Origin of the sequence: Actinocrinis sp., assembly GCF_035650855.1 — a bacterium.
In the GTDB taxonomy this organism is placed as follows: domain Bacteria; phylum Actinomycetota; class Actinomycetes; order Streptomycetales; family Catenulisporaceae; genus Actinocrinis.
In genome coordinates this window covers 19,980-42,050 of sequence record NZ_DASRGV010000114.1, presented here as the reverse complement: position 1 = coordinate 42,050, position 22,071 = coordinate 19,980, and the positions used below count along the sequence as shown (strand labels likewise).

At 71.7% G+C, this 22,071-nt stretch carries 25 protein-coding genes; 12 read left to right on the top strand and 13 right to left on the bottom strand.

What is annotated here, in order from left to right:
- Nucleotides 1-5: 5 nt before the first annotated feature.
- Both VFB40_RS09100 and VFB40_RS09095 read right to left on the bottom strand, forming a co-directional pair.
- Complete coding sequence (locus tag VFB40_RS09100; protein ID WP_324848869.1) at nt 6-782, bottom strand: ABC transporter permease; 777 nt, start codon at nt 780-782, stop codon at nt 6-8.
- Nucleotides 766-1,782, bottom strand: a complete 1,017-nt coding sequence (locus VFB40_RS09095) for an ABC transporter ATP-binding protein (RefSeq protein ID WP_324848868.1) — start codon at nt 1,780-1,782, stop codon at nt 766-768. Before VFB40_RS09095 ends, VFB40_RS09100 begins: the two co-directional genes overlap by 17 nt.
- Nucleotides 1,783-2,018: 236 nt before the next feature.
- Here VFB40_RS09095 and htpX point away from each other — a divergent pair, with 236 nt between their 5' ends.
- Nucleotides 2,019-2,927, top strand: coding sequence for a zinc metalloprotease HtpX (gene htpX, locus VFB40_RS09090; RefSeq protein WP_349261404.1), 909 nt, complete (start codon nt 2,019-2,021; stop codon nt 2,925-2,927).
- A gap of 77 nt (nt 2,928-3,004) precedes the next feature.
- Here the strand turns inward: htpX and VFB40_RS09085 are convergent, their stop codons facing one another.
- The 7 genes from VFB40_RS09085 to VFB40_RS09055 form a co-directional block, all read right to left on the bottom strand.
- Nucleotides 3,005-4,396, bottom strand: coding sequence for a phosphoribosyltransferase family protein (locus VFB40_RS09085; RefSeq protein WP_324848866.1), 1,392 nt, complete (start codon nt 4,394-4,396; stop codon nt 3,005-3,007).
- Nucleotides 4,397-4,426: 30 nt separating this feature from the next.
- Nucleotides 4,427-4,678, bottom strand: coding sequence for a DUF1918 domain-containing protein (locus VFB40_RS09080; RefSeq protein WP_324848865.1), 252 nt, complete (start codon nt 4,676-4,678; stop codon nt 4,427-4,429).
- A gap of 115 nt (nt 4,679-4,793) precedes the next feature.
- Nucleotides 4,794-5,537 (bottom strand): GAF and ANTAR domain-containing protein, encoded by a 744-nt coding sequence (locus VFB40_RS09075; protein WP_324848864.1) that lies wholly within the window; start codon nt 5,535-5,537, stop codon nt 4,794-4,796.
- 102 nt (nt 5,538-5,639) lie between these two features.
- Complete coding sequence (locus tag VFB40_RS09070; protein WP_324848863.1) at nt 5,640-6,536, bottom strand: ANTAR domain-containing protein; 897 nt, start codon at nt 6,534-6,536, stop codon at nt 5,640-5,642.
- A gap of 62 nt (nt 6,537-6,598) precedes the next feature.
- The gene (locus tag VFB40_RS09065; RefSeq protein ID WP_324848862.1) at nt 6,599-8,455 is read right to left on the bottom strand and encodes a CheR family methyltransferase; all 1,857 of its coding nucleotides are present in this window, start codon (nt 8,453-8,455) and stop codon (nt 6,599-6,601) included.
- Between the two features lie 47 nt (nt 8,456-8,502).
- Nucleotides 8,503-9,111: a chemotaxis protein CheB gene (locus tag VFB40_RS09060; RefSeq protein ID WP_324848861.1), complete on the bottom strand. Its 609-nt coding sequence runs from the start codon at nt 9,109-9,111 to the stop codon at nt 8,503-8,505.
- Between the two features lie 178 nt (nt 9,112-9,289).
- Nucleotides 9,290-9,883 (bottom strand): hypothetical protein, encoded by a 594-nt coding sequence (locus VFB40_RS09055; RefSeq protein WP_324848860.1) that lies wholly within the window; start codon nt 9,881-9,883, stop codon nt 9,290-9,292.
- A 267-nt stretch (nt 9,884-10,150) separates the two neighbouring features.
- Between VFB40_RS09055 and VFB40_RS09050 the strand changes: the two genes are divergently transcribed.
- Together VFB40_RS09050 and VFB40_RS09045 are read left to right on the top strand one after the other, a co-directional pair.
- Complete coding sequence (locus tag VFB40_RS09050; RefSeq protein ID WP_324848859.1) at nt 10,151-10,417, top strand: hypothetical protein; 267 nt, start codon at nt 10,151-10,153, stop codon at nt 10,415-10,417.
- 103 nt (nt 10,418-10,520) lie between these two features.
- On the top strand, nt 10,521-10,958 hold the full coding sequence (locus tag VFB40_RS09045; RefSeq protein WP_324848858.1) for a hypothetical protein: 438 nt from the start codon (nt 10,521-10,523) through the stop codon (nt 10,956-10,958).
- Nucleotides 10,959-11,041: 83 nt separating this feature from the next.
- On the opposite strand, the gene VFB40_RS09040 is transcribed toward VFB40_RS09045, so the two are convergent.
- On the bottom strand, nt 11,042-11,365 hold the full coding sequence (locus VFB40_RS09040; protein WP_324848857.1) for a DMT family transporter: 324 nt from the start codon (nt 11,363-11,365) through the stop codon (nt 11,042-11,044).
- Nucleotides 11,366-11,587: 222 nt separating this feature from the next.
- Here VFB40_RS09040 and VFB40_RS09035 point away from each other — a divergent pair, with 222 nt between their 5' ends.
- From VFB40_RS09035 to VFB40_RS09020, 4 genes are all read left to right on the top strand, one after another.
- On the top strand, nt 11,588-12,382 hold the full coding sequence (locus VFB40_RS09035) for a hypothetical protein (RefSeq protein WP_324848856.1): 795 nt from the start codon (nt 11,588-11,590) through the stop codon (nt 12,380-12,382).
- Nucleotides 12,383-12,450: 68 nt separating this feature from the next.
- Entirely contained in the window at nt 12,451-12,813 is a 363-nt protein-coding gene (locus VFB40_RS09030; RefSeq protein WP_324848855.1) for a VOC family protein, read from the top strand.
- A 100-nt stretch (nt 12,814-12,913) separates the two neighbouring features.
- Complete coding sequence (locus VFB40_RS09025) at nt 12,914-13,984, top strand: alpha/beta fold hydrolase (protein WP_324848854.1); 1,071 nt, start codon at nt 12,914-12,916, stop codon at nt 13,982-13,984.
- A gap of 83 nt (nt 13,985-14,067) precedes the next feature.
- Nucleotides 14,068-14,793, top strand: coding sequence for a class I SAM-dependent methyltransferase (locus VFB40_RS09020; RefSeq protein ID WP_324848853.1), 726 nt, complete (start codon nt 14,068-14,070; stop codon nt 14,791-14,793).
- 118 nt (nt 14,794-14,911) lie between these two features.
- Here VFB40_RS09020 and VFB40_RS09015 read toward each other — a convergent pair whose 3' ends face one another.
- Nucleotides 14,912-15,532: a hypothetical protein gene (locus VFB40_RS09015; RefSeq protein WP_324848852.1), complete on the bottom strand. Its 621-nt coding sequence runs from the start codon at nt 15,530-15,532 to the stop codon at nt 14,912-14,914.
- A gap of 179 nt (nt 15,533-15,711) precedes the next feature.
- Entirely contained in the window at nt 15,712-16,506 is a 795-nt protein-coding gene (locus tag VFB40_RS09010; RefSeq protein ID WP_324848851.1) for a beta/alpha barrel domain-containing protein, read from the bottom strand.
- A 315-nt stretch (nt 16,507-16,821) separates the two neighbouring features.
- Here VFB40_RS09010 and VFB40_RS09005 point away from each other — a divergent pair, with 315 nt between their 5' ends.
- The 4 genes from VFB40_RS09005 to VFB40_RS08990 all read left to right on the top strand — a co-directional run bounded on the left by VFB40_RS09005 (nt 16,822) and on the right by VFB40_RS08990 (nt 20,075).
- Nucleotides 16,822-17,214, top strand: a complete 393-nt coding sequence (locus VFB40_RS09005) for a TOBE domain-containing protein (protein ID WP_324848850.1) — start codon at nt 16,822-16,824, stop codon at nt 17,212-17,214.
- A 38-nt stretch (nt 17,215-17,252) separates the two neighbouring features.
- A complete protein-coding gene (gene modA, locus VFB40_RS09000; RefSeq protein ID WP_324848849.1) occupies nt 17,253-18,095 on the top strand; it encodes a molybdate ABC transporter substrate-binding protein in 843 nt (280 codons plus the stop codon).
- A complete protein-coding gene (locus VFB40_RS08995) occupies nt 18,095-18,952 on the top strand; it encodes an ABC transporter permease (protein ID WP_349261403.1) in 858 nt (285 codons plus the stop codon). Before modA ends, VFB40_RS08995 begins: the two co-directional genes overlap by 1 nt.
- A gap of 70 nt (nt 18,953-19,022) precedes the next feature.
- Complete coding sequence (locus VFB40_RS08990; protein WP_324848847.1) at nt 19,023-20,075, top strand: ABC transporter ATP-binding protein; 1,053 nt, start codon at nt 19,023-19,025, stop codon at nt 20,073-20,075.
- Between the two features lie 52 nt (nt 20,076-20,127).
- Here VFB40_RS08990 and VFB40_RS08985 read toward each other — a convergent pair whose 3' ends face one another.
- The gene (locus tag VFB40_RS08985) at nt 20,128-21,141 is read right to left on the bottom strand and encodes a dihydroorotate dehydrogenase-like protein (protein WP_324848846.1); all 1,014 of its coding nucleotides are present in this window, start codon (nt 21,139-21,141) and stop codon (nt 20,128-20,130) included.
- A 266-nt stretch (nt 21,142-21,407) separates the two neighbouring features.
- Between VFB40_RS08985 and VFB40_RS08980 the strand changes: the two genes are divergently transcribed.
- On the top strand, nt 21,408-21,989 hold the full coding sequence (locus tag VFB40_RS08980; protein WP_324848845.1) for a hypothetical protein: 582 nt from the start codon (nt 21,408-21,410) through the stop codon (nt 21,987-21,989).
- The last annotated feature ends 82 nt before the right edge of the window (nt 21,990-22,071 follow it).

Sequence of the window (22,071 nt, the reverse complement as noted above, 5' to 3'; positions counted from 1 at the left end):
TCCGGTCACCTTCGATGCCCCTGCGCCCATGCCACGACGAGCGCCGAACCGGCCGCCCACGCGGTCACCACGAGATACGCGCGCGGCACTCCGCTCGCCACCCCGCTGACCAGTGCGGCCCGCACGACCGTCGCCATCGGGCCGAACGGAAGCCACTGATTCGCCGCGGCCAGCCAGCCCGGCAGCTGCCCGGCGGGAAAGGCGACCGGGCTGAATCCGGTCATCACGAAGATCAGCGTGGTGCTCAGCAGCATCGCGACCATCGGCACCGTGACGCCGTGCGCGACGGCGAGGCCGAGCAGCACCCCGGTCAGGCAGGTCAGCAGCATGGCGGGCACGACCATCGGCGACACGGTCAGGTCCAGGTGGTAGCGCGCCACACCGGTGAACAGCGTGAGGGCCACCGCGGGCAGCGCGGTGACCAGCGCCACCGTGTACCAGGCCAGCGCCGCGGCGCTGCGCGGAACGGGCAGCGCCTGGAGGAACTCGTAGCTGCCGCGGGTGCGCTGCTCGGCGACGAGTTGCGGCTCGAAGATGAGCCCGGCCGTGATGAGGTTCATCACCGGCGCCCCCGTGACCAGGAAGACGGCGGCGGCCCGCGGCACCGTGCTGAAGAGCAGACCTACGCCGAGTGCCAGGCCGGCGCCCTGCAGGATCAGGACGGCACTGAGCACCGGCAGGTACAAGCGCAGATCCGCGAACTCCCAGGCGACCATCCGCCAGTACGCCTGCGGCCACGACCAGCCCGGTCTCAGCCCCGCCATCTCAGCCCTCGAGGTCATCGGGTCCGCCACCGTCGCTACTGCTACCGCCGTAACCACCGCCGTCACCGTCACCGTCGGCGCCGTCATCGCTGGAGTTGACGCCGGTCAGCTCGATATAGGCGTCTTCGAGTGAGGTGGCGCTCAGCGCGTACTCCTCCGCCGCGCCGGCCGCGATGGCTGCTTCAGCCCACGAGATCCCGACCGCGGCGTCCTGTCGGGCGATCACGGTCATCAGATTGCGGCCGACGAGGGTGGAGCGGTGCGCGAACGGCGGCAGCGCGGGCGCGCCGCGTCCCGGCGCGATCATCAGCTGGAGCCTGAGGTAGCCGCGATCGTGGGCCTTCATCGCCGAAGGCGTGCCCTCGGCGACGAGCCTCCCGTTGTCGATGACCGCCAGCCGGTCCACGGCTTTCTCCGCCTCCAGCACGTTGTGCGTGACGAGAAGCACCGCGACGCCCCGGTCCCCGAGCCGGCGCACCTGTTCCCACAGCAGCCTGCGGCGCAGCGGGTCGACGTCGTTGGTCGGCTCGTCCAGGATCACGAGCCGGCCCGGGCACACCGTGACCATCGCGAACCCGACCAGCCGCTTCACGCCGCCGGACAGGCCGATGCCGCGCTTGTCCCGCCACTGGCCGAGGTCGAGCGCCTCGATGAGCTCGTCCGCCCGCCGCTCCACCTCGGCCCGGCCGCCGCCGCGCACCCGTCCGCACAGCACGATCGCCTCCCGGGCCCGGAACGAGTCGATCGGTACCTGCGCCTGGGGAAGGTATGAGCACAGCTGGCGCGCCCCGGCCGGATCCGCCACCAGGTCGCGGGCACCCAGCGTGATGCGCCCCGACGTCGGCTTGAGCAGGCCGATGACCTGCTTCACCAGGGTGGTCTTGCCCGCGCCGTTCGGCCCGAGCAGGCCGTACACCTCCCCCAGCGCCACGTGCAGGGAGATCGCGTCGTTGGCCCTGACCCCGTTCGGATAGACCTTGGTGACGCCGTCCGCGCGGAACAGTCCGTCGCCGTCCATGTCACGAGCATGCGCGCGGGGGCCCTGGGGCGACAGGGACCATTGTCATCAGACGCCCACCGAATAAGGGCACTAGCACGGTCCGGTTGTGCGCCGTAGTGAACCGCACGGCCTCTTGACCCGGTGCGAACGGCCCTTTCCGCCGCGCCGGAAGGCGACCACACTCGAAGGAGAGGAAGCGGATTCCGAGTGCGGCAGTGCGCCGGCTGGGAGGGCTGAGTGCCATGAGCGGCGGAGTGCGTACGCGCTTTCCTGCGGATCGGCAGTTGACGGTGCGGATGCTGGGCACGGTGTTTTTGCTCGGGTTGCTGTACGTGGCGTTCGCGGCCGCGCTGTTCGCGATTCTGCGCGCCTGGCTCCCGGTGCTGCTCATCGCCGCCGCGCTGCTGTTCGCGCAGTACTGGTTCTCCGACAGGATGGCGCTCTTCGCGATGCGCGGACATCTGGTCACCCCGGCCGAGCAGCCGGACCTGCACGCTGTGGTCGAGCGGCTGTGCGCCGAGGCGGACATGACGAAGCCCGCCATCGCGATCGCCGACACCGACCTGCCCAACGCGTTCGCGACCGGGCGCAATCCGGATCACGCCGTCGTGTGCGTGACCCGCGGACTGATGCGCCGCCTGGACGGGGAGGAGCTCGAGGCGGTTCTCGCGCACGAACTCGCGCATGTCGCGCACCGCGACGTCGCGGTGATCACGGTGGCCTCGTTCCTCGGCGTGCTGGCCGGACTGCTGGTGCGCCTGACGTTCTACGGCACGCTCTTCGGCGGCCGCGGACGGCAGAGCAATCCCGCGTTCCTCGCCATGCTGCTGGGGCTGATGGTCGTGTCCGCGGCCGTGTACGCGATCAGCTTCCTGTTGATCAGAACCCTGTCACGGTATCGGGAGCTGGCCGCGGACCGCGGCGGCGCCATCCTCACCGGCCGTCCGTCGGCGCTGGCCTCCGCGCTGGTCAAGCTGGCCGGCGCGAACGCGCGCATCCCGGCCCGGGATCTGCGCACGGCCCAGGCGTTCAACGCGTTCTTCATCGCTCCGGTCGGCAAGACGCGGGGAGCGTTCTCCGGGCTGCTGTCCGCCCACCCGAGCCTCGAAGTGCGCCTGAGCAAGCTCAGCGAGCTCGCTTCCAGCCTCGGACACGGCGACTGAGCACGACGCGACGGTAGTTCAGTACTCGGATGCGGGAGGTGTCCGATGAAGTGTGCTCGGCTTCACCGACTACACCCTCAGGCCCGGACTCGGGCGCGCCTGAGCGTGGCCGAGTCCGCCGGCGAACGCTCGACGCCGCCGAACTGCAGGTGGTAGGCGAACCAGCCGCGGGCCAGCCGCGCGACGACCCCGAGGGTGTGCGGCTCCTCGAACAGATGACCCGCCCCGGCGACGAGCACCAGCCGGCTCTCGCAGCGCATCCTGGCCTGGGCGCGGCGGTTGAGGTCGATCACCGCGTGGTCGTGCGAGCCGACGATCAGCAGCGTCGGTGCCGATACCGCGGACAGGTACGGGCCGGCCAGGTCGGGTCGACCGCCGCGGCAGACGAGCGCCGCGACGTCGGCGTCCGGGTCGGCCGCGGCCTGCAGCGCGGCGGCGGCCCCGGTGCTGGCGCCGAACAGGCCGATCGGCAGCCGCGCCGCGCCGGGCTGCTCGCGCAGCCATCGCATCGAGTGGGTCAGCCGCTCGGCGAGCAGGTCGATGTCGAACACCGCCTGCCGGTCGGCGGCCTCCTGCGCGGTGAGCAGGTCGAACAGCAGGGTGCCGAGGCGCGCGCGGTTGAGCTGGCCGGCGACGAACCGGTTGCGCGGGCTGGTGTGGCTGCTGCCCGCGCCGTGCGCGAACACCACGATCCCGCGCGCGTTCTCCGGAATCTCCAGCCGGCCGGGGAGCTGCACCCGCCCTAGCGTGACTTCGACCTCCGGCACGCGCGCGGCGCGTCTGGCTCCGCCGAAGCCGGCCACGGCCGTCTCGGCGGCCGCGACGTCACCGAAGCGCTTGGCCGCGTGCTCAAGGCACTCGATCACCCGGCTGTCGCTGACAGGCTGGAATCGCGCGTAGTACAGGCTGATCGCCGACAGGTCCCGCGGAGCGCGGGCGCAGACGACCTCGTCCGCGAATCCGCGCAGCCGCTCCACCGCCTCCGGCGCGCCGACCGGCACCGCCAGCACGATCCGGGACGCGCCGCGGCGGCGCAACACGGCGCAGGCGGCCTGCGCGGTTGCTCCGGTGGCCAGTCCGTCGTCGACCACGATCACCGTGCGGCCCCTGACGTCCAGCGGCCCGCGCCCGCCGCGATACCAGCGAAGCATCCGCTCAAGCGCGGCCCGCTCGCTCTGCTCGACCTGCGCGAACTCCCGCTCGCTCACCCGCGCCGCGCGCACCAGTTCCTGGTGCACGACGCGGACGCCGTCTTCACCGATCGCGCCCATCGCCAGCTCCGGCTGAAAGGGCACGCCCACCTTGCGCACCAGGCACACGTCCAGCGGCGCGCCCAGCACCTCGGCGACCTCGGCGGCTACCGGGACGCCGCCGCGCGGCAACCCCACCACGACGGCGTCAGGGCCGTGCAGGTACTCCAGCCGCGCGGCCAGTTGCTCGCCGGCGTCCTGCCGATCGACGAAGAACACGACGAGACTCCCTTCGCCGGCGGCGGGCGGTCACCAGCCGCGGAGCGTGTGGACCCGGCGGCGATGGCCGCTGAGCGCGGCTGACCGCTCGCCGGCCGGGATTTGGGACTCGATGACGGCGTCCGGACCGGGGAAGAGCAGGCCCACGTGCCCGTCCGGGAACTCGACGAGGTACGGCGGGGTGCCGTCCGTGCCGCGGATCTCCACGATCCGGCCCCACTGGTCCGGCGAGTCGGTGTGCCTGGCGTGGATGTGCAGTGTGTCGCCTACCTTCGCGTGCATCGTGATCGCCTCTCTCCGCGTCGTCGCACTGAGTCCATTCCAGACGCCCCGGGGCCGCCGGCCAACGGCCGAACGTCCCGAATCCGGCACCCGAACGGGGGACGCGCCCGTTATTTCACTTCGCGGGCGGCTGCGGGCGGTCGGCCGCGCGGTCCGGCAGGCGCAGGCTGTCGCCGATCACGTCAGCGGCGACCTCGTGGATCTTGCGGCCGTGGCTGCGGGCGTATTCGCGCAGCAGCTGGAAGGCCTGGTCGACGGTGCTGCCGGTGCGCTCGGAGAGCACCCCCTTCGCCTGCTCGATCAGGATCCTGCTGTCGAGCGCGAAGCGCAGCTGGGCGGTGACCAGCGCCTGGCGGCGCAGCAGCCGTTGATGCAGCAGCCCGACGGTCGCGGCGTCCGCCAGCGCCTGCACCGTGGCCAGCTGCCGGTGGGTCAGCTGCGGTGAGGCCTCGTTCGCCAGGAGAATCAGGACGCCGATCCGGTACTGCCTGCGTCGCAGCGGCCTGACGTGCACGGCGGTGAATCCCGCCGCGCGCGCCTGCCCGGCCCACAGCGGCCAAAGGAGGGCCTGGTCGAGCAGGTCGGTGCAGGAAACGGGGGCGCCGTCGCGGAAGCAGTCCACGCTCGGACCCTGGCCCGATTCGACCTCCGTCGCGGCGAGGTCCGCCGCTTCGGTTCCGTGCGCCGCGGCGACGGCCAGCGTGCCGGCCTCGTCAAGCAGTACCGTGGCGTCCGTCTTGGCCACACCGGCCGCCCCGTCCGCGAGCAGCTGCGGCAGGTTCTGCTGTTGCGATTCCACGCCGACGCTGTCAGCCAGCGTGACGAGCAGGTCGTGAACGGCCTGGGCTCTGCCCACCATGAGCCACCCCAATCCGTCGCGACCAGGCTACTGCCACATCCGTGAGCATCGTCCCGCGCGCCGCGTCCGAGGCGAGAACATCCGAGCGATTTCCGCGCTAAGTCAGCGGTCGAGGCGCAACCGGCGGTCGACGATGTCCTGGGCGACGCTGTCGATCGAGACCCCCTCGGCGTACGCGTGGGCGCGGATCAGGGAGAGGGCCTCGGCCAGCGGACAGCCGAGCTGAGCCGCGAGCACGCCGCTGGCTTGGTGCACCGTGGCGTGTATGTCCGCCTGCGCGAACAGCGACGGCAGTTCGGCCGCGCCGCCGCGGCCTTCGGCGGATTGCCGCGGGCTGAGCATGATCCGGGAGAGAGTGTCGGCGATCACGTGCAGGCGCTCGAATCCGTCTTGGACGGCGGGGTCGCTCGGATCGAAGACGGTCAGCGCGCCGAGCGGGGTTCCCGCCGGCTGGACCGGGACCGCGACCACGTCCGTCACGCCGAGGTCCGCGGCCGCCGGGCCGAAGACGGGCCAGCGTTCCAGCAACGCCGCGCCGCGCGCCCGTACCGCGCTGTGCAGCTCGACGCTGGAATGGGCGGGGCCCTCGCCGAGGGCGAACTCGATGTCCTGGACGGCTTTGGCGCGTTCATCCGAGGCGGCCGCGAGGGTCTCGACCGACTCGGGCCCGAAGAGGGTCACGGCGGCCCCCGCGACATCCGCGGTCTCCGCCACTGCGGCCATGAACACCCGCAGCAGTTGCGCGACTTCCGGTTCCCGCGCGCGCAGGCGGGCCGCGAACGACTCGTGCATGCGGGCGGCGGTGTAGTGCCGCTGCTCGGCGCGGCGGTGGGTCTGCGCGAGCCGCTCGTGGAATTCGCGCATGACCTCGGGGCCAGCGGTCGCCCGCTCCTCGTGCCGCGCGGCGACCGCAGCCGCACGACGGCCCCGCTGCCGCTCGAGCGCGGCCCAGCCGAGGGCGACGCGCACGGTTCGCGGCACCGACGGAGGGGGCGTCATAGCCGCAGCGTAACTCCGATCCACCCGCGCGGGGCCCGCTCGCGCCAACCCGCCCATCGCGGTCAGCCGATGCGGTCGGCTTCTTCCATGAGCAGCACGAGACCCTCGGCCGGTTGGTGCAGCGGCGAGCAGATCACGGAGCAGGTGATGGCGCGCCCGATGCGGTTGATCGCCGCTAGCCGGATCGGCCCGACGCGGGTTTTGGCGGCGCGGCACTGTTCGACCGCTTCTCTCAGCTCGGCCGTGGGCAGTCCGAAGTCGAGCGCGAAGAACTCCTTCAGTTCCACCTCCGCCGCGCGCAAGCCCCACAGGTCCTCGGCCCTCGTGTTCCAGCTGCGCACCCGGGAGCCGGCGTCCAGGACGACGACGCCGGCGCCGATGCTGGCCAGCACGCCGGTGAGGAACGCGTGCGCTTCGTCGAGCTCGGCGGAGCGGCTGCGCAGCTGGTCGTTGACCGCCTGCAGCTCCTCGTTGCCGGATTCGAGCTCCTCGTTGGTGGTCTCCAGCTCCTCGTTGGTCGACTGCAGCTCCTCGTTGGTGGTCTCCAGCTCCTCGATGCTGGACTGCAGCTCCTCGTTGGTGGTCTCCAGCTCCTCGTTCGTCGACTGCAGCGCCTCGTAGGCCGTGGCGAGGTCCTGGCGGATGCGCTGCACCTCGTTCTGCAGCCGGACGGTCGCGGTGCAGTCGACGAAGGTCAGCGATACTCCGGCGCGTTCCCGGTCCGCCGTGGACAGCGGCTGGACCAGCACGTCGAGGTACTGGGTCTCCCCCGTCGGCAGCCGGCGCTGCGCCGCCGGCATCCGCACGCTGCGATGTTCCGACTCGGCCTGCTCGACCAGCGCACGCAGCTCCAGCGGGCGGTAGGACAGCTCCAAGTCCCGGAACGGCCGGTGCAGGTCGTGCGCCATCAAGCCGAACAGGGCCCGGGCCTGCGCGTTGAACATCACCACGACGCCGTCGGCGTCGAGCGTGATCATCGCGTTCGGCGCGGTCTCCAGGGTGAGGTCCCGGGCGGCGCGCCTGCGGCCGGCGGCGCGCGACTCGCGGGCCGCCGCGCTCTCCGGCCTGGCCGGCTGGGGGGCGTGCTGCAGCCGCGACTCCCCGGCGCGGCGGCGGAAGACCCGGTTCTTCATGTTGACGGCCTCGAACCGGTCGCCGTCGGAGAGCAGCATCTCCGCCTTGCCGAGGAACAGGTGGCCGGCGGGCTTGAGCGCGAAGTGGAAGCGGTCGACGATGTCGGTCTGCGCCTGAGCGTTGAAATACATCAGGGTGTTGCGACAGATGAGCAGGCTGAGCCGGGAGATGGGCGCGTCGCGGGTGATGTCGTGGCGGCCGAAGATGACCCGGCGGCGCAGGTCGGCGCGGAACGAGTAGTCCTCGCCGTCGGTGTCGAAGTACTTCTCCACCAGCTGCGGGGGCAGCGACCGCAGCGCCTTGGCGGAATAGGTGCCCGTACGCGCGGTCTGCAACGCCTCGTCGTCGACGTCGGTGCCGTAGATCTTCAGCCGCTTGACGCACTCCTCGATGCCCATGACCTCGGCGAAGATGATCGCAGCCGAGTACGCCTCCGCCCCGGTGGAACAGCCGGCGCTCCACACCCTGATCTCGCCGTCGTCGGCCACCGCCTGCGGCACGATCTCCCGCTGCAGATAGGTCCAGGCCTCGCCGTCGCGCATGAATCCGGTGACGTTGATCAGGACCGTGTTGAACAGGGTGCGGAATTCCTCGGCGTCCGCCTCCAGCAGGTCGCGGTAGTCGGCGTGTGAGGCGGCGCCCAGCTCGGCCATCCGCTTGTGGATCCGGCGCGCGAGCGAGGAGCGCTTGTAGCCGGTGAAGTCGAAGCCGCGGCTGTCGCGGATGAAGACGAGCAGGTCCTCGAACTCGCGGTGCTCGTCGCCCTGGGCGGGTGCGTCCGACATCGATCCTCCCGCGCCGTGCGCGCGCTGATTGCGGACAGGGCTGCCGGTCATCGCCGCGGCGCCGCCACGAGTGCGCGGATCACGGCGGCGATCTGCTCGAGCGGAAGCACACGGGCCTCCGGGCAGGCGCCGACCGCCGCCATAGGCATTCCGCCGAACTGGGCGGTCTCCGGATCCTGCACGATCACGGTACCTCCGTACCGGCAGACCGCACTGACCCCGTCCGCCCCGTCGCGGCCGGTGCCGGTGAGGACACAGGCGAGCAGGCGCGCGCCGTATGCGCTCGCCGCCGATTCGAACAGGACATCAGCCGAGGGCCGCACGAAATGCACCGGCGCGGCGTCCGAGAGGGCGAGGGCACCGCCGGCCACGACGGTCAGGTGACAGCCGGGCGGCGCGATGTGGACCACTCCGGAGCGCGGTTCCTCTCCGTCTTCGGCGAGCTTCACGGTGAGTGCGGTGCTGCGGGCGAGCACCTCGGCGATCAGCGTGTCGCGCCGGGGATCCAAGTGCTGAACCACGAGCACGGGCACGGCGAAGGCGGCGGGAAGCTCTCCCAGGAGTGTCTCGAGCGCGGAGATGCCGCCCGCCGACGCGGCGATGGCCACGGCCGCGTAGCCCTCACCCGGGGAGTGAACTGCGCGCGGATCAGTCACGGGAGGCCGCCGGCGGATTCGGCAGCGTAGCCCGTGCGCCGGCGATCTGCCGGATGCACTTCCAGGTTTGCGGCGCGAAGACCTGCGGACACGCGCCGAGCCTATCGAACCCGCACCCGAACCGGCTCTCATGACGCTCCATCAGATCGCGCCGAGCAACCCAGGTCCTGGCACGGGTCTAGTCCTGGGAAACCGCGGCGACCCCGGCGGCGCCGTCCTGCACGAGCCGGTTCACCCGATCCAGCAACGCCCCGAGTCCCGCTATCGTGTCCCGCAGGTCGCGCATCGCCTCCTCACGCACGGCGGCAGCCACGAGCGCCGAGGCCAAGAGCCTGGCGAGCGCGTAGTGCGATGAGGTCGGACGAAGCCCGACCGCGCGCTGCGAATAGAGCATCATCACACCGGTGGCATGGCCATCACGCATCACCGGCACCGCACTGGCTCCGGCGAACGACGAGCCGTCCATGGCTTTCGTGAACACCGGCCACCTGGCGTCGGCGGCGCCGTGGATCGCCGTGGAAAGCGCCTCTCCATCGCGAAGGGCGGCGTATGCGGGCCCGTCGTGAACGCTTGCTTGAATCGCGTCCAACTCGCGCGCCGCGGGATGGGACGCTGCCGCGGAACGCAGCTCGCCAGTGCGCCGGTCCGCGACGAACACGCTCACCGCCGAGACGTGCAGGAGCCGCGCCATCTGCCGGGCGTCGACGTCCGCGTGCGCTTGCTCCGCAGTAGGCGGCGACGCGGACGCGATCCCGAGCTCAGGGCTTGACACGGCTCGAACCTAGGTCCGCCCGGTCCGCGTCACCAGGGTCGTTAGCCCTACCCGGCTCCGGATTAGGCCCTACCGGGAACCGGCGCGGGCGATTCTCCCGGTCTCCTGGCGGCTCATGCCCCCGGCCTCTAGGATGTGTGTGTCGGTCCGCGAATCTCGGGCTTCTGCACGCGCGCCGGCCGAAAGGCACTCTTGCCACGCTGTCCTGGACCCCGACGGCTCAACGGCTCCGCTCAAGTGCGGCTGAGCGAACGAGGTGGTCCGGCAGTGATCCAGGCATTCGGCAGTCAGCATGGCGTCAGCGAACTCCCCCACGAGGCGAGGCGACCCACCGTCGGTGGCAGCCTGATCGAACACGCCGTGGTCGAGGCGCTGCTGCGGGCGAGCCTCGAGGTCCACGGCGCGCTCTCGCTGCTCAACGACGAGGGAGTCGTGGCCGAACGCCTTCGCGCAGCGCTGGACTGCTTGGACGAGGCGGTCAATCAGACGCGCCGCGAGGTCGTCGAACGCATGGACGGCGGCGTGGATTCGTAGCGAAACGGCCGCCAGGTCGTGGGCCGTTCGCCACTGGCGCGCCCGGGACGGCAGAGCAACGGTGAACTCAAAGCCCCTTACTCCCAGAAGGAGGGGACGAGCAATGAGACTCACCTGGCGCGACGCGGCCACGGTCCCGTTCATGGCCGCCATCATCGCCGTCTACACGGCGCACCTGCGCGGTGCCGACGGTTGGCTGCTATCCAGCACCCGGGGCAACGCCACCGCGATCCTGATCCTCGGCACGGTCGGAGGCTGCGCGCTCGGCTCCGCGGCCGAGGTGTTCGAAGGAGGTCACCGCAGCACCGGTGTCGAGCTGTACGCCACGCTCACCGGCCTGCTCGGCCTGGCCGCGCTGGTCGGCGGCGCCATCGCGCTGATCGCCGCGAACGGGCCCGCCCTCGCCGTGCTGTTCGGCGCGACGATGGGCCTGTGGGTCCTCTCCACCCTGCGTCATCTGTTCACGGCCGCTCCCACGCCGGGCGGCGCGCTCGGACCGTACACCCATGAGGTGATCGATCAACCCCCCGTTCGCCACTGACGACGTGAGCGCGAACCCGGCGCGCGTGCCGGATCCGTCGCCCTCGCGGCTTCGGCTCCAGAACGGCACGCGCGCCGAGCGCGTCACGGGGTGACTCCGGAGAGGTTCAGTCCGACGATGCCGGCGAGCACCAGGCTGATGGACACCAGCTTCAGCACCGAGGCCGTCTCGTCCATCACGATGATGCCGACAACGGCCGTGCCGGCGGTTCCCAGGCCGGTCCACACCGCGTACGCCGGTCCGATCTCCAGCCCGCGCAGCGCCCAGGTCAGCAGTCCGAAGCTGATCAGCGCGCAAGCAGCGAACCCGACGGTGGGCCACAGCCTGGTGAAGGTCTCGCTCTGCTTGAGCAGAATCGCGAACCCGGTCTCGAAGAACCCGGCGATCACGACCAGCACCCACGCCACCGCCGCACCTCCCATCCGTCCGACGGCCCGACAAAGTCGGCGCGTTCCTGCATTCATCCATAGCCGATGCGGGTCGTGCGTCGAAGAGGCCATCGTCCTGTGTGATGTTCGCGAAGGGCGGCAACCCGAGCCGGGTCGGGCTGATCGGCGCCATACTCCGGGACGCACGGCTCTGGCGCAGCTGCGTGACGCCGCTAGCGTCGATCGCGGGAGATGGTGGAGATGAGTGGCACCGCGCCGCACCAGATGCCGGGTTACAGCGAGGGCTGGCCGTCCAGCGCCCCTCCGACGCAACCGCCGGCCCCTCGTGCCGCTCCCGGCTACTCCCCCGGCCGCGTCGCGTCGATCATCGGCGGCGTTATGCTCGTGTTGGCCGGCCTGGTCGCGCTCGGCGGCGGCGGCACGCTGCTGTGGGCCGACCTGGGCGCTCGGCACGGCGGATATCTCACCGTCGCCGCTGCCGACTACCGGACCGGCGGCTACGCCATGACCAGCGACAAGGTGACGCTCTGGGGCAACGGGCACCTCTGGTATCAGACCTCGCTGATCGGCGACGTGCGCGTCACCGTGACCGCCGCCGATCCGGCCACCGCGGTGTTCGTCGGCATCGCGCCGGCCGACGCCGCGCAGGCGTATCTGGCCGGCACACATCACAGCACCCTGACCCACCTGAGCGGCGGCCGCGACACCGTCGTCGATCATCCGGGCGCCGCACCGGCCGTCGCACCGGACCGCTCCTCCATCTGGACCGTTTCGGCGACCGGGACCGGCACGCAGACGCTCACCTGGCCGTCGCGCGACGGCACGTGGATGGTCGTCGTGATGAACGCCGACGGCTCGGCGCCGGTCAGCGCGCATATCGACGTAGGGATCACCGCGCCCTCGCTCGGGTGGATCAGCGTCACGCTGTTCGTCGTCGCCGCGATCTTCACCGCCGCGGGCATCCTGTTGATCGCGATCCCGATGGGCCGCGTCACGCGCGAGCACACGATGTCGGCACTCAAGCACGGCCGTTAGGCCCTACCGCCCGCGCGCGTGCGCCCAACGATGGAAGGTGCACAAAGCTCTGGATGGTTGGAGGAGAAATGCCGAATCCAGTGGTGCACTTCGAGATCGGGATCAAGGACCCCGAGGCATCAGCCGGCTTCTACCGCGAACTGTTCGGCTGGGAGATCCACAGCAGCGACCCGGAGTACTCCGTCGTGGACTCCTCGGACGGCGGTATCGGCGGCGGGCTGATGCGCACGCACGGTGACATGCCGACGTACGTCACCTTCTACGTCAGCGTCGACGACTTGGCCACGAGCCTCGAGCACGCCGTCAAGCTGGGCGGCCGGGCGCTGGTGCAGCCCACTCCCATTCCGCGGGTGGGTTCGTTCGCGCTCTTCACCGACTTGGACGGCAACGTGATCGGGCTGCTGCAGCCACGGGAGAACGCCATCGGCTGAATCGTCGCGACGCCTGCCGATTGTGCGGCTGGCACGTACCTGATCACTTGTTGAACCCGAGCACATCCCGAGACGGCTGCGCGCAGGTACGCTCGCGGTGATGACACACGAGGCCGCGATTCGGTTCTTGCGGTTCGCGGGTCGCCGTGTCGCATACGCGGTGACGGGCGCCGGGCCGCCGCTCATCGCGCCGGCGTGGTGGGTGAGCCACGTCGAGCTCGACTGGCGGGACCAGCGGTTTCGGGGGTTCTGGGAGTCGGTCGCCGACGGCTTTGCCCTCGTGCGCTATGACCGGCCCGGCGTCGGGATGTCCGACCGCGACGTTCGTGCCGAGGATCTGACGCTCGACGGCGAGGTCGGGTTGCTGCGCGCAGTACTCGACGAGCTGGGACTTGAGCAATCCACCCTGATCGGCGGCTCGTCCGGCGGCTGCGCGGCGATCGCGTTCGCGGCCCGGTTCCCCGAGCGGGTCAGCCGTCTGCTGCTGTACGGCGCGTACGCCGACGGGTCCTCGATCACGTCGCCGGAGGTACGCGAGGCGATCGTGGCGACGGTGCGATCGCATTGGGGGCTGGGATCGCGGGTGCTGGCCGACATTCTCCTCGGCGAGGCCGGCAGCGCCGAGCAGGAGCGGCTGGCCCGCTATCAGCGCGCCGCGGCGAGCCCGGAGACGGCGGCGGCGCTGCTGGGGTTCGTCTACCGCGGCGACGTTCGGGCCGAGACGCAGCAGGTGCACGCGCCGACGCTGGTCGTGCACCGCCGCTGCGACCGCGCGATCCCCTATCACCTCGGCCGGGAGCTGGCCGCGGCGATCCCGGGCGCGACGCTGATCCCGCTCGACGGCGGCGCCCATTTCCCGTGGGCCGGGGACGCGCCGTCGGTGGCGCGCGCCCTGCGCTCGGTGCTCGCGCCCGAAGCCGCCGGCTCTACCGCTACCGCGGGCGCCGTCGTTGCGCGCCGCAGCTCGGAACCCGCCGCGGCGCTGCTGTCCGGCCGGGAGTGTGAGGTGCTGACCCTGGTCGCGAGCGGGCTCAGCGACCAGGAGATCGCCGAGCAGCTGGTGCTCAGCCCGCACACCGTGCACCGCCATGTCGCCAACATCCGCCACAAGCTCGGGCGCGGCTCACGCGCGGCGGCGGTCGCCGAGGCGGCACGGCTGGGCCTGTTGTAACCGGTGGCCGGAACGGGCCATCGCCCGGAGATGGCCGCGCCGGGCGATGCGCCGATGACCGCGTCGTACGTACGGTCACTGATATGGAGAACAGCATCGAGCGGGTGACGCCGGCGGCCGGTTCAGCAGCGTGGGCACGGGCATTCGCCGTCTTGTACGACCCCTTCGTCTGGGTCGGCGAGCGGCTGGGCATGCGCGCCCGCCGCGGGGAGCTGCTGAGCCGCGTCAGGGGCCGCACGCTCGAGATCGGCAGCGGCACGGGTTTGAATTTGGCGCACTATCCCGGTGACGTCGGCGAGCTGATCCTGGCCGAGCCGGACCCCGCGATGCGTGCCCGGCTTGAGAAGCGGCTGCGCCGCAGCGGCGTGCAAGCGCGGCTGATCGACGCGCCCGCGGAGCGCCTGCCGTTCGCGGACGGCTCGATCGACACGGTGGTCTCGACCCTCGTGCTGTGCACGGTCGACGCTCCGGATCTCGTGCTGCGAGAGATAGCGCGGGTGCTGCGCCACGACGGCCAACTGCTGTTCATCGAGCACGTGCGTGCGGATTCGCCGAGGCTCGCGCGCCGGCAGGACCGCATGGTCGGGCCGTGGCGCAGCTTCGCGCGGGGCTGCCGCTGCAACCGCGCGACGCAGCAGCTGATCGCGGCGTGCGGATTGGAGCTCGAACCCGTCAGCACGGCGTCGTGGCATGCGATGCCGCGCATCGTGCGGCCCCTGATCACCGGCCGGGCACGGAACCGGAACCGGAACCACGACGGCGCGTCACCGACACCGATCGGCACGCACGCTGTCCACGGCCAGGAGTGACCGGCTCACGTGCCGCGAGGAGGAGCTTCGGGCGGCGGCACGCCGCGCATCGGGCCGCGCAAGTCTCCGCTCTTGGCTCCGCACGCGGCCCGCATACGTCGGGCGAGGCATTCCTGCCCTACTCGATCGGCATGTCCGCACCGTAGGCTCCGGAGTCGTCGTAGGAGCCTGCGTCACTCGGCCCCGGGTCGCCGCCTGACGAGCTGTCAGAACTCGGCGCGGCGCTCGACGCACCGGTGTCGCCGCCGGACGAATCGTCGCCGTGCACGAGGTTGTACGCCGTGTCGCCGAGCCAGTTGCCGGCCGCCTGCAGCCCCGACTGGATCATGTGGTGCGCGTCGGAGCCCTCACCGCCGCCGCCCGCCGCGTTGCCGATGTCCCAGGCGCCTTCCGCGAGCCCGAGCGCCCCGAAGGTCGCCGCGTTTCCGGCGGACTCCGCCATGCTCAGCGACTGGTCGGCCGCGCCGTCCCAGTCCCCGGTCACCGCGTCGCCGATCGCCGCTCCCGCGTGGTACGCCGTCTGCGCCACCGAGACGACCTCGCTCACGCCCGGGATCATGTCGGCGTCCGAGGCCACCAGCTTCGCCGCGTCCTCCGCCGTCGCGCCCGCCGCCTCGAAGGCGTGCGCCGCGTCCTCGCCCGCCGACTCAATGAAGTGCCCGGCCGCCTCCAGCCCGCCGTCGAGCGTGTGCTCGACCCCGTCGAACCAGCTGCCGCCGCTCTCGTCGCTCTCGCTCATCCCGCGATCCCCTCCCGGCTCGTCCACCGGCCGCACGTGCGGCCCGTCAGAGCTTTGACGGTAGGGATCCGCTCCAGCGGCCAGCAATGCCGCGAGCCGCGTTCTGCCTCGTTGGACGCGATACGTGCCCAAAGGGGCAGTGCCTTGACAACCGCGGCTCGCTGGAGGGCGGGGCGGGGTCAGACCGTCTGCGCGCCGCGTCGGGCGAGTGAAGGATGCGCGCCGATCGACACCAATCCGGTCAGGGTCGCGCACGGATCGGTGCCGGCCAGCGCCGAGCGCCCGAGCAGTACCGCGTCAGCGCCCTGCCTCGCGTAGGCGATCAGATCCGAGCGGCCCGCCGGTCCGCACTCGGCCACCCGCACGACGTCGCCGGGAACCATGGGCAGCAGCTCACGGATCGCGGCACGCGCCGCCTCCGGGTCCGTGTGCTCGGGCGCCCGCACCAGCACCGCGCGGGCACCGGCGCGCAGCGCCAGCACCAGGTCCGGTCCGTCGCGCACTTCGACGAGAGCCGCCAGGCCGAGCGAAGCGGTCCGCTCCACGAGCGAGACCAGCGCTTCACGCGGCAATGCCGCCGCCGTCAGCAACACCAGGTCCGCGCCGTTCGCGCGGGCTTCCCAGAGCTGATAGCTGGAGACGACCAGGTCCATGCACAGCACGGGCATCCGCGTGCGCGAAGACACCGCCGCCATCTGACGCCACGGCTCCGGCGCCGGATGAGGAGAGGGCGCCATGGCGATCGCGCCGACGCCGCAGTCCTCCCACTGGCCGACCACTCCGCAGCACTCCGCGTTCGCGGGATCGAGCTCCGCGATCACGGCGATCCGCTCGCCGCGCAGCGCCCGGATCCCGCCTTGCGGCCTCGGCCGCGCGAGCGCTCGTTCCTTGATCTCCGCGAGCGGCATCCGGGCCTCACGCGCGGCGACCTGCGCTCGCACACTCGCCAGCAGCGTCTCGGGTATCCGGCTCACGCGCTCGCCTCCTGCAGCACGAACCGCCCGGCTGTCCCCGCGTGCCGTCCTCGCCGTAGCGACACTCGCGCCCTCCCCGAGACCTCCGCAGGACCGACTCGGTCGTCGAACCTTGGCGATGGTGTGCCCGGCCGGTGAAGACACTAACCGCATCGACCAACGCTGAGGCAAATCGACGCCACGTACGCGGACCGAGGGCCAGGGAAGTAGGGAAGTGCCGCATCTCGCAGATGCGAGGATCACAGTCTCATTTCTATCGCCACTCCGATGCTGTGGTGGCGATTCGCCTAGCATCTTCCGGGTTATCGTGTGGACGTGCCGACGTTTGGGATCAGTGAAGCCGCCGAGCTGCTCGGCGTCAGCGCGGACACCGTGCGCCGCTGGGTCGACACCGGCAGGCTGCCCGCCGAGCGCGAGCCGAACGGGCACCGGCGGATCGCCGGGACCGACCTGGCCGCGTTCGCCGCGTCCCAGCGCGACACCACCGAGCAGGAGCGGGCCGGCGCGGTCTCCTCGGCGCGCAACCGGCTGCGCGGGATCGTGACCCAGGTGGTGCGCGACGGAGTGATGGCCCAGGTGGAGATCCAGGCCGGACCGCACCGGATCGTCTCGCTGATGAGCCGCGAGGCCGCCGACGAGCTCGACCTGCAGGTCGGCAAGGTGGCCGTCGCGGTGGTCAAGTCCACCAACGTCGTCGTCGAGCTCTAACCGGGCCGCGCCGCGGCCCCAGACCACCGGGAGTGATCATGACGTTCGCGCTGCGCGGCGGCCGCACCGCCTCGGCTCTGGCCCTGGCCGGGGCCGTGGCGCTGGCTGCCGCGGCCGGATGCTCCTCCAGCTCTGGCTCTGGCTCTGGCTCTGGCGGTGCGCCGACGGCGGCCTCCTCCGGCGCCGCATCGTCGGCCGCCGCGCTGTCCGGCACCGTGACCGTGTTCGCCGCGGCCTCGCTGACCGGTACCTTCACCCAGCTGGGCAAGGACTTCGAGGCGGCACACGCGGGTGTGACCGTCAAGTTCAACTTCGGCGGCTCGGACACCCTGGCCGCCAGCATCGTCTCCGGGGCGCCGGCGGACGTGTTCGCCGCGGCCAGCACCACCACGATGAACACCGTCACCAAGGCCGGCGACGCGACCGGCACGCCGACCGTGTTCGTCAAGAACCAGCTGGAGATCGCGGTGCCGCCCGGCGACCCGAAGGGCATCAAGACCCTGCCTGACCTGACGAAGCCTGGGATCAAGGTCGCACTGTGCGCGACCACCGTGCCCTGCGGCGCGGCGGCCGCGAAGGCCGAGGCCGCGGGCAACGTCAAGATCACTCCCGTCACCCTCGAGACGGACGTCAAGGCGGCGCTGACCAAGGTCGAGCTCGGCGAGGTCGACGCGGCGCTGGTCTACCAGACCGACGTGAAGGCGGCCGGCGGCAAGGTGCAGGGCGTGGACTTCACCGAAGCCGCCAAGGCGATCAACACCTACCCGATCGTCGTGCTCAAGGACGCCCCGAACGCTGCGGCCGCACAGGCCTTCGTCGCGTTCGTACTCTCCGCGCACGGCCGCGAAGTGCTCGACGCGGCCGGCTTCCAGAGCCCGTGATGCCCGGCCGAGCCCCGAGCCTCAGGCCTCGAACGGGACGCGCCACAGGCCCGCGGCGCGTCCCGCACCCGACCGCGAACCGGCGCGTGCCGCTCGCACTGCTGCTGCCCGCGCTGCTCGGTGTGGCGTTCCTGACCCTGCCCCTGATCGGGCTGCTGGTGCGCACCCCGTGGAGCGACCTGACCGCGCAGCTGCGCGGCACCCAGGTGCTCCAGGCGCTGCGTCTCTCGCTGGTCACCGCGAGCCTGGCCACCGCGCTCGCGCTCGTGCTCGGGGTGCCGCTGGCCTGGCTGCTGGCCCGCGCGCGCTTCCCCGGCCGGCGCCTGCTGCGCGCGCTGATCACCGTTCCGCTGGTGCTGCCCCCGGTCGTCGGCGGCGTCGCGCTGCTGCTGGCCCTCGGCCGGCGCGGGATCCTCGGGCAGTACCTGGATTCCTGGTTCGGCATCACCCTGCCGTTCACCACCGCGGGGGTCGTGCTGGCCGAGGCGTTCGTCGCCATGCCGTTCCTCGTGCTCAGCGTGGAGGGGGCGCTGCGCGCGGCGGACCCCCGGTTCGAGGACGCCGCCGCGACGCTGGGCGCCTCCGGCTGGACCACCTTCCGCCGGGTCACCCTGCCGCTGATCGCCCCGGGCGTCGCCGCGGGCGCGGTGCTGGCCTGGGCCCGCGCGCTCGGCGAGTTCGGCGCCACCATCACCTTCGCCGGCAACTTCCCGGGCACCACGCAGACCATGCCGCTGGCCGTCTACCTCGCCCTGCAGGACGATCCGCAGGCCGCGATCGTGCTCAGCCTGATCCTGCTGGCGGTCTCGATCACGGTGCTGGCCGCGCTGCGCGAGCGCTGGATGACGACGGCATGAACGCGGACACGGTGGACGCGCACACAGGGGGCCTGGACGCCGCGGGCCTCACCGCCAGCCTGGGCGCCGGATGAGCGTCGACGCCCGCCTGCGCGTCGAGCGGCCCGGCTTCGCCCTCGACCTCGACCTGCACATCGAGGCCGGGCAAGTCGTCGCGCTGCTCGGACCGAACGGCGCGGGCAAGACCACGACCCTGCGCACGCTGGCCGGCCTCAACGCGCTCAGCAGCGGCCGAATCACCATCGACGACGCAGTGGTCGAAGACACCTCGACCGGGCGCCGCATCCCCACCGAGCGGCGCGGCATCGGCCTGCTCTTCCAGGATTACCTGCTCTTCCCCCATCTCTCCGCGCTCGACAACGTCGCCTTCGGGCTGCGCTGCCAAGGCCGCTCCAAGGCCGACGCGCGCACCGTGGCCGCGGCCTGGCTCGAACGCCTGGGGCTGAGCGAGCACGCCGCCGCGCGCCCCGCCGCCCTCTCCGGCGGTCAGGCCCAGCGAGTCGCCCTCGCCCGGGCCCTGGCCACCAGCCCGCGGCTGCTGCTGCTCGACGAACCCCTCGCGGCCCTCGACGCCCACACCCGCCTGGACATCCGCACCCGGCTGCGCCACCATCTGGCCGACTTCACCGGCGCGACCCTGCTGGTGACCCACGACCCGCTCGACGCGATGATCCTCGCCGACCGCCTGATCGTCATCGAACACGGACAGCTGGTGCAGGCCGGAGCGCCCGGCGAGATCGCCAGGCATCCACGCACCGAGTACATCGCCCGCCTCGTCGGCCTCAACCTCTACCGCGGCACCGCGACCGACCACCGCGTGCTCCTGACGCAGGGGGCTGAGATCACTACCGCCGACTCGCGTCAGGGCCCGGTGTTCGTCGCCTTCCGCCCCACCGCCGTCGCGCTCTACCGCACCCGCCCCAACGGCACTCCTCGCAACCAATGGCCGGTCACCGTCGCGGGCATCGAACGGCGTGGCGACCACGTACGCATCGACCTGACCGGTCCGCTGCCGATCGCCGCCGACATCACCCCGGCCGCCCTCGCCGAACTCGACCTGGCTCCAGGCGCCGAGGTCTGGGCCACCGTCAAAGCCACTGAGACCAGCACTTACCCGGCGTGACGGGGAAACCGACCAGCTCTTCCGAATCAGCGGTCTTCGGCGGTCTTCAGCGTCAGCGGTCCGGCGCGTACAGCTCAGTCGCCTGATGCAGGGCGTCGAGGTATCCGGCGCGGGCGCTGGCCTCGGTGTTGCCGTGCCGCGACGTGGCCTCGGCGAGCATGCCGCGTACCTGCTCCAGATCGCTGAAGCCCTTGCGCTGCATCCACGCGGACAGCCCGTCGAGCAGCGAACCGATGTGCTCGGGGCCGTGGCGCAGCAGGGCGGAGGTCGTCATCACCACGTCGGCGCCGGCCAGCAGGTACGCGGCCACGTCGCCGGGCTGGTCGACGCCGCCGGTCGCCGCGAGGGAGGCGTTGACGCGTCCGCGCAGCCGCGCGATCCAGGTGCGCGGGTAGGCGGCGTCCGCCGGGCGGGAGAGCTCGAAGGTGGCGCTCACCCGCAGGGTGTCCGGGTCGATGCCGGTCTGCATGAACCGGTTGAACAGCACGAGGCCGTCCGCGCCGACGTGGTCGAGGCGCAGCGCGAACTCGCCCGGGGAGCTGAAGTAGGGCGCGATCTTGACCGCCACCGGGATGTCGACCGCCGCCTTGACGGTGGTGAGCACCTCGATGTGCCGCTGCTCGACCTCGCGGCCCGGGGTGAGCGCGTCGGCCTGCGGGAAGTACAGGTTCAGCTCGATCGCGGCAGCCCCGGCGCTTTGCATCGCGGTCGCGTAGTTCGTCCAACCGCCGGTGGTGCAGCCGTTGAGGCTCGCGATCACCGGGACCTCGACCGCCGCGACGGCCTTCTCGATCAGGTCAAGGTAGCCGTGCGGGCCGTGCCGCTGGCCGCCCGGTGGCAGAAAGGTCAACGCGTCGGCGAAGTCGTCCGTCCCCAGCTGCCCCGGCTGCGGGTCGTACTCGGCCTCGCGGCGGATCTGCTCCTCGAAGAGGGAGGCCAGCACGACGGCGCCGGCGCCGCTGTCGGCAAGGCGGCGCACGCCGTCGACGGTGCGTGAGAGCGGCCCGGCGGAGGCGACGATCGGGTTGCGCAGCTCCAGGCCCAGGTAACGGGTCGTCAGGTCCATGAAGTCTCCTACCTCCGCCTGCGCGGGATCCGCAGAATTCGCCCGCGGCCTCAAGCGAAGCACGCGCGCGAGAGGCCGGCCCAGGGCCCAAGGTCCCGGCATCAGGGTTCGGTCCCGCGCCGCCTGTACTCCCGCCGAGCCGGGGGCCCTGCTGGGGACTTTCGGCCCGGATTACCAGGTCGGACGGTCCATTACTGCCGTCTCGCCCTCGGGTGGATCGTGAGGGCCAAGACCTGATACGCGAAAAAACCAGAAGGGGTGGCGTCATGCGCCGCAAGACTTTCGACATCCTGGCCAGCCTCGGCGGCATCTTGGTCGTGGTGGCGCTTCTCATCGCCGGCGTGCTGGCCACCTGGGGCTACAGCTTCGCCAGCAACAACGTCCACGACCAGCTCTCCCAGCAGCAGATCACCTTCCCGGCCAAGGGCAGCCAGGCGCTGGCCAGCCCGGAGATCGGCCCGTACCTCAACCAGTACGCCGGCCAGCAGCTGACCACCGGCCCGCAGGCCAAGGCCTACGCCGACCACTTCATCGCGGTGCACCTGTCCGAGATGCCGTACGGCGGGGTCTACTCGAAGGTGAGCGCGGCCGCCCAGGCCGACCCGACGAACACCACGCTGCAGGGCGAGGTCCAGACCGTCTTCCGGGGCACCACCCTGCGCGGCCTGCTGCTCGAGGCCTACGCGTTCTCGGTGTTCGCGGCCATCGCCTTCTGGGCCGCCATCGCGTCCTTCACCCTGGCGTTCCTGATGGCGATCCTGGTCGGCTTCGGGTTCTGGCACTCCCGCCGGGTCGCCCCGGACGCGGAGATCCTGGTGCACGAGGTCCCGCAGACCTCCGCCGCCTGAATCCGGCGACGGTAAACGCGGCACCCGGCTCCCGCCCCGGCGGGAGCCGCGTGCCGTTCTCCGCTCCTCCGGTGTTCGCGGC